Annotated in this window: 10 protein-coding genes; 9 read left to right on the top strand and 1 reads right to left on the bottom strand. The window is 54.1% G+C overall.

Translation table 11 applies throughout. From position 1 onward, the window contains the following. Window positions 1-98 precede the first annotated feature (98 nt). From entD to ACS603_RS18175, 7 genes are all read left to right on the top strand, one after another. On the top strand, window positions 99-755 hold the full coding sequence (gene entD, locus ACS603_RS18205) for an enterobactin synthase subunit EntD (protein ID WP_474944683.1): 657 nt from the start codon (window positions 99-101) through the stop codon (window positions 753-755). A gap of 214 nt (window positions 756-969) precedes the next feature. Further along, window positions 970-1953: a DUF1852 domain-containing protein gene (locus ACS603_RS18200; protein WP_474944682.1), complete on the top strand. Its 984-nt coding sequence runs from the start codon at window positions 970-972 to the stop codon at window positions 1951-1953. A 27-nt stretch (window positions 1954-1980) separates the two neighbouring features. Then, window positions 1981-3009 carry a methionine synthase gene (locus ACS603_RS18195; RefSeq protein ID WP_474944681.1) on the top strand — a complete coding sequence of 343 codons (1029 nt, stop codon included), beginning with the start codon at window positions 1981-1983 and terminating at the stop codon, window positions 3007-3009. A gap of 212 nt (window positions 3010-3221) precedes the next feature. After that, the gene (locus tag ACS603_RS18190) at window positions 3222-4163 is read left to right on the top strand and encodes a D-ribose ABC transporter substrate-binding protein (protein WP_182059959.1); all 942 of its coding nucleotides are present in this window, start codon (window positions 3222-3224) and stop codon (window positions 4161-4163) included. Between the two features lie 11 nt (window positions 4164-4174). Continuing rightward, window positions 4175-4783 carry a DUF2291 family protein gene (locus tag ACS603_RS18185; protein WP_182059958.1) on the top strand — a complete coding sequence of 203 codons (609 nt, stop codon included), beginning with the start codon at window positions 4175-4177 and terminating at the stop codon, window positions 4781-4783. Further along, a complete protein-coding gene (locus tag ACS603_RS18180; RefSeq protein WP_182059957.1) occupies window positions 4783-6309 on the top strand; it encodes a sugar ABC transporter ATP-binding protein in 1527 nt (508 codons plus the stop codon). The genes ACS603_RS18185 and ACS603_RS18180 overlap by 1 nt, the downstream gene beginning before the upstream one ends. Before the next feature lies 1 nt (window position 6310). Next, window positions 6311-7399 (top strand): ABC transporter permease, encoded by a 1089-nt coding sequence (locus tag ACS603_RS18175; RefSeq protein WP_182059956.1) that lies wholly within the window; start codon window positions 6311-6313, stop codon window positions 7397-7399. Window positions 7400-7447: 48 nt separating this feature from the next. Here the strand turns inward: ACS603_RS18175 and ACS603_RS18170 are convergent, their stop codons facing one another. After that, on the bottom strand, window positions 7448-8404 hold the full coding sequence (locus tag ACS603_RS18170) for a sugar-binding transcriptional regulator (RefSeq protein WP_474944680.1): 957 nt from the start codon (window positions 8402-8404) through the stop codon (window positions 7448-7450). Between the two features lie 285 nt (window positions 8405-8689). On the opposite strand from ACS603_RS18170, the gene ACS603_RS18165 reads away from it, so the two are divergent. Next, on the top strand, window positions 8690-9520 hold the full coding sequence (locus tag ACS603_RS18165; protein ID WP_014069250.1) for a transketolase: 831 nt from the start codon (window positions 8690-8692) through the stop codon (window positions 9518-9520). Beyond that, the gene (locus ACS603_RS18160) at window positions 9513-10463 is read left to right on the top strand and encodes a transketolase family protein (RefSeq protein WP_259835243.1); all 951 of its coding nucleotides are present in this window, start codon (window positions 9513-9515) and stop codon (window positions 10461-10463) included. The genes ACS603_RS18165 and ACS603_RS18160 overlap by 8 nt, the downstream gene beginning before the upstream one ends. The last annotated feature ends 4 nt before the right edge of the window (window positions 10464-10467 follow it).

Below are 10467 nucleotides of genomic sequence, written 5' to 3'. Positions count from 1 at the left end.
CAAAGAGGAGAGGGAGCCGTCCGTGCTCGTATTTTTTGTGGGGATCACTCAACCCACAGGGTGAGGGCATCAGGCCGCACAAACTCAAAAGGAATAACATGAAATCCACTCACACCACATTCCTTCTCGCCAGCCACACCGTCCATCACGTCACCTTCGATCCCACCACCTTCACTGATGCCGATCTGCTCTGGCTCCCCCACCACACCCAACTGACCGATGCCGGACGCAAGCGCAAAGCCGAGCATCTGGCAGGACGGATCGCCGCCGCACACGCGCTCAGCGCCCTGAATGACCGCACTATCCCGGCCATCGGTGCCAGCGGAGAGCCCATCTGGCCTGCGAATATTTCAGGTAGCATCACCCACAGCGGCACGCAGGCGATGGCGGTCGCCATCCGGGATCAACATGCCCTTATCGGCATCGATTGCGAAGCCATCCTCGCCGAAAGTGAAGCTCACGAAATCAAAGACGGGGTGATTGATACAGAGGAAGAGGCCGTGCTTTCCCGCTCAGGTTATCCTGTTGCCCTTGCCCTGACGCTTGCCTTCAGCGCCAAAGAGAGCCTGTTTAAAGCCCTCTTTCCTCAGGTACAGGAATACATGGGATTTGACTGCGCACGCGTGACCCAACTGGATAATAAGACTCTCGTTCTGGCGCTGGCAAAAGACGCAGGGCCGTTTAGCAAAGGTAAGCCGCTCACCCTCGCCTGGACGATGATTAACGCCCATATTTGCACGCTGCTGGTTGAGTAAAACTCAACTTCCTCGCCCTGCCCTCCGCCCGATCATGAAGATAACTCATGTTGTATTGAAATTAAGTCGCTTTTCCTCATCCAGAGGCTCTGTCATAAATTAAGCCATGTTAACTAATTCATAACATGAAAACGGCAACTGAGTAACTCAACCCACTCAGGAATAGCCAGAAAAGCGAACCGTTTTCATCTCAGAGCCCAGGATGCAAAGTACGATGAATAATAATTTTACATTTGCGATTAAACGCAGTGCTTTCGATGAAAATTATAACCCCTCAGAAAACACGCGTATTACGACCAACTTCGCTAATCTGGCCAGAGGAAAAAATCGTCAGGAGAATTTGCGCAACACGTTAGCGATGATTAACAATCGTTTTAATACGCTGGCGCACTGGGATAATCCTAAAGGCGATCGCTACTCGGTTGAACTGGATATTATCTCTGTTGAAATGAATATCGGCAGTGAAGGTAACAGCACGGTTTTCCCGGCGATTGAAATATTGAAAACCAGCATTATTGATAAAAAAACCAACGAACGTATTGAAGGTATTGTCGGGAATAACTTCTCCTCTTACGTCCGTGATTATGACTTTAGCGTATTACTGTCCGAACATAATAAAAACCAGGCACAGTTCAGCATTCCTGAAAACTTTGGCGAGTTGCACGGGAATATCTTCAGGCATTTCGTCAACTCCAGTGAATACAAGGCTAACTTCAAAAAGTCACCGGTTATCTGCCTGAGCGTCTCAAGTAAAGACACCTATCATCAGACCGGCGTGCAGCATCCTGTTCTCGGCCTGGAGTACCAGCCAGACGGCACCTCTTTGACTGAACAATACTTCAATAAAATGGGGTTACAGGTTCGCTATTTCATGCCAAAAAATAGCGCAGCACCTCTGGCGTTCTTCTTTGCGGGTGATTTGCTGAGTGATTATTCGAACCTTGAGCTTATCAGCACCATCAGCACGATGGAGACATTCCAGAAGATTTACCGGCCTGAAATTTACAATGCCAACTCTGCGGCAGGCCAATGCTATCAGCCTGACCTGAATCACCAGGATCATTCATTAACCAAAATTGTTTATGACCGGGAAGAGCGGAGTCAGCTGGCTATTGAACAGGGAAAATATACAGAAGAGAACTTTATCAAACCTTACAAGACAATTCTTGAGCAATGGTCTGCTAATTACTCTCTTTGATTAACGAAATATAAAAGGTCATCCATTATGAAAATTTTACTTCCCACGTCGACGGCGGGCAGCTTACCTAAACCGTCCTGGCTTGCCCAACCAGAAACACTCTGGTCACCGTGGAAATTACAAAATGAAGAGTTAATTCTGGGGAAACAGGATGCCCTGCGTTTGTCTCTGGATGATCAACTGCGTGCAGGCATCGATATTGTCAGCGACGGTGAACAGACGCGTCAGCATTTTGTCACCACGTTTATTGAACACCTCAGCGGCGTTGATTTTGAAAAACGCGAAACAGTCCGAATTCGTAATCGCTACGACGCGAGTGTTCCGACGGTTGTGGGTGCGGTCGCCCGTCAAAAACCCGTTTTTGTCGACGATGCCAAATACTTACGCAAGCTCACCAACAAGCCGATTAAATGGGCGCTGCCCGGCCCGATGACGATGATCGATACGCTCTATGACAACCACTACAAGAGCCGCGAAAAATTAGCCTGGGAATTCGCCAAAATACTCAACCAGGAAGCCAAAGAGCTTGAAGCTGCTGGCGTCGATATTATCCAGTTCGATGAGCCTGCCTTTAACGTTTTCTTTGATGAGGTGAATGACTGGGGCATTGCCGCGTTAGAGCGTGCCGTTGAAGGGCTTAAGTGTGAAACGGCAGTACATATCTGCTACGGATATGGCATCAAAGCCAATACCGACTGGAAAAAAACGCTGGGTTCAGAGTGGCGGCAGTACGAAGAAGCCTTCCCTAAACTGCAAACATCGAATATCGATATCATCTCGCTGGAGTGTCATAACTCCCGCGTGCCAATGGATCTGCTTGAGCTGATCCGCGGCAAAAAAGTGATGGTCGGTGCCATTGACGTGGCAACGAATACCGTTGAAACACCAGAAGAGGTGGCCAGTACATTGCGAAAAGCGCTTCAGTTTGTCGATGCCGATAAGCTCTATCCATCCACCAACTGCGGCATGGCGCCGTTATCCCGCCAGGTTGCCCAGGGCAAACTCAATGCCTTAAACGCTGGCGCAGAGATTGTGCGTAAAGAGCTTCAGTCCTGATCGCACCGTCAACAATTTGTCCCTCTTTAAGCACCTGTCTCTGAGCAGGTGCTTTTGTTTTTACCTGATCTCCCTCTTTCCCGTCAGGATCGTGATCCTATTCTCCTTTTAAGAAATTAGCTGCCTAAACCGTAGACAGTTCGGAAAGGCGGCTTTATCGTTAAATTGAATAATAAATCATTATTGAATAAATATTCAATGTGGAGAAAAGCATGAAGATGACCTTTGTAAAAACCGCCCTGTTCGCTTCTATGATTGCCGCTTCCGGCTCGTTGTTTGCTGCTGAAAACGGTCTTATCGCGATAATTACCCCTTCTCACGACAACCCGTTCTTCAAGGCAGAAGCCGACGGCGCGGCAGCTAAAGCAAAAGAGCTTGGCTATACCGTGCTGGTGGCATCCCATGATGACGACGTGAACAAGCAAAACCAGCTGATTGAAACCGCCATTGCCCGTAAGGCTAAGGCCATCATCCTTGATAATGCCGGGGCAGATGCCACCGTCGGCCCGCTGGAGAAAGCCAAATCCGCAGGCGTACCAGCATTCCTTATCGATCGCGAAATCAATAAAACCGGTGTCGCCGTCGCCCAGATCGTGTCGAACAACTATCAGGGCGCACAACTGGGTGCAGAGAAGTTCGCGAAGCTGCTGAACGGCAAAGGTAAATACGTTGAGCTGCTGGGTCGCCAGTCCGATACCAACGCCCACGTCCGCTCGCAGGGTTACCACGACGTACTGGATGATTACACCGACATGAAAATGGTGGCGCAGCAAACCGCCAACTGGAGCCAGACCGAAGCCTTCACCCGTATGGAAGCCATTTTGCAGACCAACCCCGACATCGTTGGCGTGATCTCCGGTAACGACACCATGGCGCTGGGTGCAGAAGCCGCTCTGAAAGCCGCTGGCAAACATAACGTCATCGTCGTCGGCTTCGACGGCAGCGACTACACCCGCGATTCCATCGTCAAAAACAGCAACATCAAAGCCACCGTGTTGCAGCCTGGCTGGCAACAGGCGCAGATGGCGGTTGAGCAGGCGGATTACTACCTGAAAAACGGCAAAGCGCAGAAAGAAGAGAAACAGCTGATGGATTGCGTGCTGATTGATGACACCAACGCCAGCAAGCTGAGCATGTTCAATCTCAGCAAATAAGCGGAGGCAATATGTCGTTAAAACAATGGGGCGCTGTGCTGATCGGGTGCGCCGCCCTGTTGCTGACGGCCTGCACGGTGGTGGATCTGGATGCGGACGGCAAGCCAATTATGCCTGCCGATCCAAACGCGAAAGCGAGCTTCGACAACCAGACACCCCAGCAGATCGCGCAACAAACCTGGCAGTCACGGGTACTGGATGCCGCGTCACAACACGCGCTGGATGCCAGTGCGCTGAGCACGCAGTTGAAAACGCCCTCTTCCACGCCGAAAAGTGTCTTTGTCCGGCTGACCGGCAAAATTGAGCGCGTGGATAACAGCAACGAACGCGAGCAAAAACTGGTGATGATGGTTAACGGTCAACCGTTTGAGATCCAGAGCGGCCCGGTGATGCGGGGCAATGCCATTCGCGATGCAGCCGGTTTCCGCTTTGAAGAGTTCACCAATCAGGTGCAGTTTGCTCAGCTCTCTCGCGCCTTTAATCGCGAGGCAGTGACGCATCTGCCGAAAGTGGATGAAAGCTGGAACGGTAAAAACGCCAGCGTGACCTTCGCCACCACGATAACTGCAGGCAAAGCTGACGAAGCCGCCGCGCTGGAACTGAAACAGGAGACGCCGTGATGAGCGACATCCCGACTGACGACATTATCCTGCGCACGCGCGGCATTTCGATGCTCTTTCCTGGCACTGTCGCGCTGGATAACGTCGACTACCGCGTCTGGCGCGGCAAAGTGAACGTCATCATTGGCGAAAACGGCGCCGGAAAATCCACGCTGATGAAAATCCTTGCGGGCGTTCAGCAGCCGAGCCTCGGCGAGATGTGGCTTAACGGCAAACAGGTTCATTTTGCCAATACCCGCGATGCCGCAGCACAGGGTATCGGCATGGTGCACCAGGAGTTGAACCTGTTTGAAAACCTGAACGTGGCAGAGAACATTTTCCTTGGCCGCGAGCGGCAAAAGGGGCTGATGCCGATTCAGGAAAGCGAACAGGAAGCGCACGCCGCCACGTTGCTGAAACGGCTCGATCAACCGATTTCCCCACGCGAGCTGGTCGGTAACCTGAAAGTCGGGCAGCAGCAGCTTATCGAGATTGCCAAAGCGCTGGCGGAAGATGCCGACATCCTGATCCTGGATGAGCCCACATCGGCGCTCAGCAAAACCGAAGTCGATATTCTGTTCCGCGTGATCCGCGAGCTGACCCACCAGGGCGTCTCCATCATCTATATCTCGCACCGCCTGGAAGAGCTCATGGCGATTGGGGATGTGATTACCATTCTGCGTGACGGCAAATTCCAGGCCGAAGCGCGGGTGGAAGATATCGACGTGCCCTGGATTGTGCGTGAAATGCTGGGCAGCGATCCGGTCAGCAACTTCCTTTCTCCGGGGCGGACGTTTGGCGCGCCGGTGCTTGAAGCCGAGCACATCACCTGCGTTAACGCGGCGGGTAACTCGGTGGTGAACGATGTCAGCTTTCAGGTTCACGCGGGGGAAATCGTCGGGATTTATGGCCTGATGGGCGCAGGGCGCACTGAGCTGTTCGAGTGCATGTTAGGCACCCAGCGGAACTACCTCGGCAAACTGTGGCTGGACAGCAAACCCGTGCCGCAGCGGCTCTCGACTGCCGACCGCATCCGCATGGGCATGAGCCTGGTACCGGAAGACCGCAAACGTACCGGGATTTTCCCCGGCTCATCGGTCGCCAGCAACCTGACCATTGCCAGCCTGTGGCGACGGCTACAACGCGGGTTAACCATCTCGCAAAAGGATGAGCAGGCGGTGGTGGCCTCCACCATTGGCAACCTGTCGATCAAAGTCTCATCACCTGAAGTCGAAATTCAGGCGCTGAGCGGCGGTAACCAGCAAAAAGTGGTGATAGGCCGCTCGCTGCTGACGGACCCGAAAGTGCTGTTCCTGGACGAACCCACGCGGGGCATCGACGTCGGGGCGAAAGCCGACGTGTTCCGCATGATGGTGGAGCTTTCAAAACGCGGGATTGCGGTGGTCTTTTCCACCTCGGATTTAAAAGAAATTATGGCGGTATCTGACCGCATTCTGGTGATGTCCGGCGGCAAACTCACCGCCGATATCGTACGCGATCGGGCCGAAGAATCGGCACTGGTAACGGCAAGTGCTCAGGGGTTCTGATATGAAAACTACACAGTCTGTCGCGCTGGCACCGCAAAAAGGGGCTGCGCTTTCCCGGGAAAATATCCTGCTGCTGCTGCTCAAAATGCGCACCTTTATTGCGCTGTTCCTGATTGTCGGCTTCTTTACCATTACCGTGCCAGGCTTCCTCTCGGCGGGCAGCCTGGTGATCATGATTAAACACATTGCGATCAATGCGTTCCTGGCGCTGGGGATCACCTTTGTGATCATTACCGCCGGGATTGACCTGTCGATTGGTGCCACGCTTGGCCTGTGCGGCATGGTCGCCGGCTGGCTAATCACCAAAGGCATTGTTCTGCCGATGTTTGGCATTGCCATCTTCCCGAGCGTCTGGGTGATTGTTCCCATCGTGCTGCTGATTGGGGCGCTGATTGGGGCGGTGAACGGCTGGATCATCACCCGCTACAACGTGGCGCCGTTCATCTGTACCCTGGGCACCATGTACGTGCTGCGCGGTACGGCGATGTTAACCTCCGACGGACAAACCTTCCCTGGCCTTGCCGGTAATCCGCAACTGGGGAATACCGGCTTTGACGAGATTGGCGCGGGCACGCTGCTCGGGATCCCCTGGGCCATCTGGATGATGATCGTGCTGGCCGTGGTGATTGCCTGGATCGCCCGCCGCCTGCCGTTTGGCCGTCATGTGTACGCCATCGGCGATAACGAGCGTGCGGCTGAGCTTTCCGGCGTGAAGGTGAAACAGGTGAAAGTGCTGGTGTATACCCTCTCCGGCCTGTGCGCGGCTATTGCCGGGATTGTGGTATCAGCTCAGCTTCTGGCCAGCCACCCGGCGAACGGCACAGCCTTTGAGATGAACGCCATCGCTGCCGTGGTGCTTGGCGGGACGTCGCTGGCGGGCGGACGCGGGACCATTCTCGGCACCCTGATTGGCGCTTTTGTGATTGGCTTCCTGGCTGATGGGCTGGTGATGATGGGCGTGAGTGAGTTCTGGCAAATGGTGATTAAAGGGATTGTGATAATCGTGGCAGTCATTATCGACCAAATGCAAAACCGGATGCAGCAGAAAGCGGCAGTGGTGGCGCAGAAGGCGGTAATGGAAGGAAAATAGCGATTAAATGTGTAGGCCGGGTAAGGCGCAGCCGCCACCCGGCAACACTTACACCTCAGCTTTCAGCAAGCTCCTTGCCGTCGGGTAATCGGTGATCAACACATCGATATAGTCCCCTTCCAGTGCACCACGGATAGCGTTGCGCTTCTCCGGCCCGCCTGCCAGGGCAATCACCTGCGGGCAGGTGCGGATCTGTGAAAGTTCCATGCCAATTACCGGATCTTCTTCGTGGCTCAGCACCTGCTTGCCCTGCGCATCGTAGTAATGCAGGCAGATATCCCCTACCGCACCGCGCTCAGACAGTAACCTGAGCATATCTTCGTTGTAGTAGTTCCCGGAGTTTTTCAGCAGCTGGGACGGCTCCAGCTCGCCGATCCCCACAATCGCCACATCCACTTCGGCAAATTTACTGACCACTGCTGCCACGTCCGGGCTGCCCACCAGCCGGGCGCGCTCTTCAACGGAATGCTCAATACTCTGCGACGGTAACAGCCACGCCGGACAGTCCAGATGCGCCGCCAGCTGTTGCGTCAGGATAGTCGCCTGCACGTTACCGTTTGGCCCGACACCGCCCAAAAGCTGGATAACCCCTGCGGCGCTGATATTCTGCGGATGCATCTCGTCCACCATGCAACGGATGGTGCTACTCCAGGAGGAAATTCCCACCAGATCGTCAGGGCGCAGGCGCGTTTCAACATAGTGCGCTGCCGCACTGCCAATGGCGTGTTTCACCTGTGCGTTAGTCGGGTTGTCCCCCACATCCACCACAATGGCCTGGCGAATGCCGTACTGCTCTTCCAGCGCCTTCTCCAGCGACACAAAAATATTGGTCGGCTGGACGACAGTGATTTTGACCAGCCCCTCTTTCTGGCAGCGCGTTAAGGCACGTGATACAAAAGACTGTGAGAGGTGCAGCAGCGAGGCAATCTCGGACTGTTTTTTATTTTCGCTGTAGTAAAGCGTGGCAATCTTCACCAGCAACCGTTGTTCATCCTGCTTTGACATGGCGTTCCCCCTGATTTCATACCTGTATTTTTATTCATTGATGAATAGATAACAAGGGAACCCGCCTTTCCTGAAGAGATCCGAATGTGATCGTTTTCGCTTTTTTTGCAAAGAGCCCGTTCGGGGCGTAGACAAACCCTGAATCCGGGCATATCTTATCATCATGAATAATAAATCAGCATTGAATATATATTCAATGACGTAAAAAATCCCGTGTCAGACGGGCTCTTTCTTACCCTGCTGGAATAATTATTCATTACAGATTATAAATTCAGGAGGTGTTTTATGAATCCGTTTTCGCTCTCCGTTGCGGAGCTCGAAAAAAAGGCACGCTCGATTCGTCGGCGGATCATCGTGCTGAATGCTGAAAGCCCCGCTGGTGGTCACACCGGTGCAGATCTCTCTCAGGTTGAGCTGCTCACCGCGCTCTATTTCCGCATTCTCCACTGCTCACCGCAGCTGAAGGACAGCGACGAACGCGATATCTATATCCAATCCAAAGGTCATGCGGTGGGCGGTTACTATTGCGTGCTCGCAGAAGCGGGCTTTATCCCACTGGAGTGGCTTGCCACTTATCAGCACGCAGATTCTCACCTGCCGGGTCATCCGGTGAAACACAAAACCCCGGGCATTGAGCTGAATACTGGCGCACTCGGCCATGGCCTGCCGGTTGCGGTGGGCATCGCCCTGGCCGCGAAACGCAATAACAGCAAGCGCCGGGTCTTTGTGGTGACCGGGGACGGCGAGCTGGCGGAAGGCAGTAACTGGGAAGCGGCGCTGGTTGCCGCCCACTATCAGCTGGATAACCTGGTCATCATTAACGACAAAAACAACCTGCAACTCGCGGGCTCAACCAAAGAGATCCTCAACACCGATCCGCTGGATGAGAAGTGGCGTGCGTTTGGCATGGAAGTGACCGAATGCAGCGGCAATAACATGGCTGATGTGGTGGCAACGCTGGAAGGATTACAGCCAAACGGGAAGCCGCACGTGGTGATCGCCCACACAACGAAAGGTGCCGGGATCTCCTTTATTCAGGGCCGCCCGGAGTGGCACCACCGTGTGCCAAAAGGCGAAGAAGTTGAACTGGCGCTGGAGGAACTGAAAGATGAGTAATAGCGAACATCTCGCCACCGTAATGGTAGATGCCTTTATCGATGCGGTCGACAGAGGGCTGGATCTGGTTCCCGTGGTGGCAGATTCCACCTCTACTGCCAAAATTTCGCCGTTTATCAAGCGTTTCCCTGGCAGGCTGGTGAACGTCGGGATCGCCGAGCAGACCCTTGTCGGCACTGCCGCCGGGCTGGCGATTGGCGGCAAGATTGCGGTCACCTGTAACGCCGCGCCGTTTTTGATCTCCCGCGCCAACGAGCAAATCAAAGTCGATATTTGCTACAACAACACCAACGTCAAACTGTTTGGCCTGAATGCCGGTGCCAGCTACGGCCCTCTCGCCAGTACCCACCACAGCATTGACGATATCGCCATCATGCGCGGTTTTGGCAACATCGAAATTTATGCCCCATCAAGCCCGGCAGAGTGTCGTCAGATTATCGACTACGCCCTGGATCACGTCGGCCCGGTCTATATCCGTCTTGACGGCAAAGCACTGCCGGAACTGCACGATGAAAGCTACCGTTTTGCACCGGGCAACATTGACGTGCTGCGTGCGGGCCATGACGTAGCGCTGGTTGCAATGGGCTCGACCGTACATGAAATAGTGGAAGCGGCCGCACAACTCGCCGCAGAAGGTATTGACGCCAGTGTTATCAGTGTCCCATCTATTCGTCCCTGTGATACCAAAGCGTTGCTGGCGGCCATCAAACCGTGCAAAGCCGTGGTGACGGTAGAAGAGCACAACGTGAACGGTGGCGTAGGCAGCCTGGTGGCGGAAGTGCTGGCCGAAGCCGGGTGCGCTATCCCGCTGCGCCGTTTAGGTATCCCTGACGGGCAATACGCGATTGCGGCCGACCGCGCCTCGACGCGCGCGCGCCACGAAATAGATGCAGCAGGCGTTATCAGACACGCCCGGGAACTGCACGTAAAACAGGCATCCTGAAAAA

This window comes from Enterobacter sp. Li2LvB3, assembly GCF_056156645.1.
This window is presented reverse-complemented; position numbering and strand designations above follow the sequence as displayed.

Coding starts and splice junctions, on each gene's coding strand:
- entD (WP_474944683.1), top strand. CDS start 99: ATGAAATCCACTCACACCACATTCCTTCTCGCCAGCCACACCGTCCAT.
- ACS603_RS18200 (WP_474944682.1), top strand. CDS start 970: ATGAATAATAATTTTACATTTGCGATTAAACGCAGTGCTTTCGATGAA.
- ACS603_RS18195 (WP_474944681.1), top strand. CDS start 1,981: ATGAAAATTTTACTTCCCACGTCGACGGCGGGCAGCTTACCTAAACCG.
- ACS603_RS18190 (WP_182059959.1), top strand. CDS start 3,222: ATGAAGATGACCTTTGTAAAAACCGCCCTGTTCGCTTCTATGATTGCC.
- ACS603_RS18185 (WP_182059958.1), top strand. CDS start 4,175: ATGTCGTTAAAACAATGGGGCGCTGTGCTGATCGGGTGCGCCGCCCTG.
- ACS603_RS18180 (WP_182059957.1), top strand. CDS start 4,783: ATGAGCGACATCCCGACTGACGACATTATCCTGCGCACGCGCGGCATT.
- ACS603_RS18175 (WP_182059956.1), top strand. CDS start 6,311: ATGAAAACTACACAGTCTGTCGCGCTGGCACCGCAAAAAGGGGCTGCG.
- ACS603_RS18170 (WP_474944680.1), bottom strand. CDS start 8,404: ATGTCAAAGCAGGATGAACAACGGTTGCTGGTGAAGATTGCCACGCTT.
- ACS603_RS18165 (WP_014069250.1), top strand. CDS start 8,690: ATGAATCCGTTTTCGCTCTCCGTTGCGGAGCTCGAAAAAAAGGCACGC.
- ACS603_RS18160 (WP_259835243.1), top strand. CDS start 9,513: ATGAGTAATAGCGAACATCTCGCCACCGTAATGGTAGATGCCTTTATC.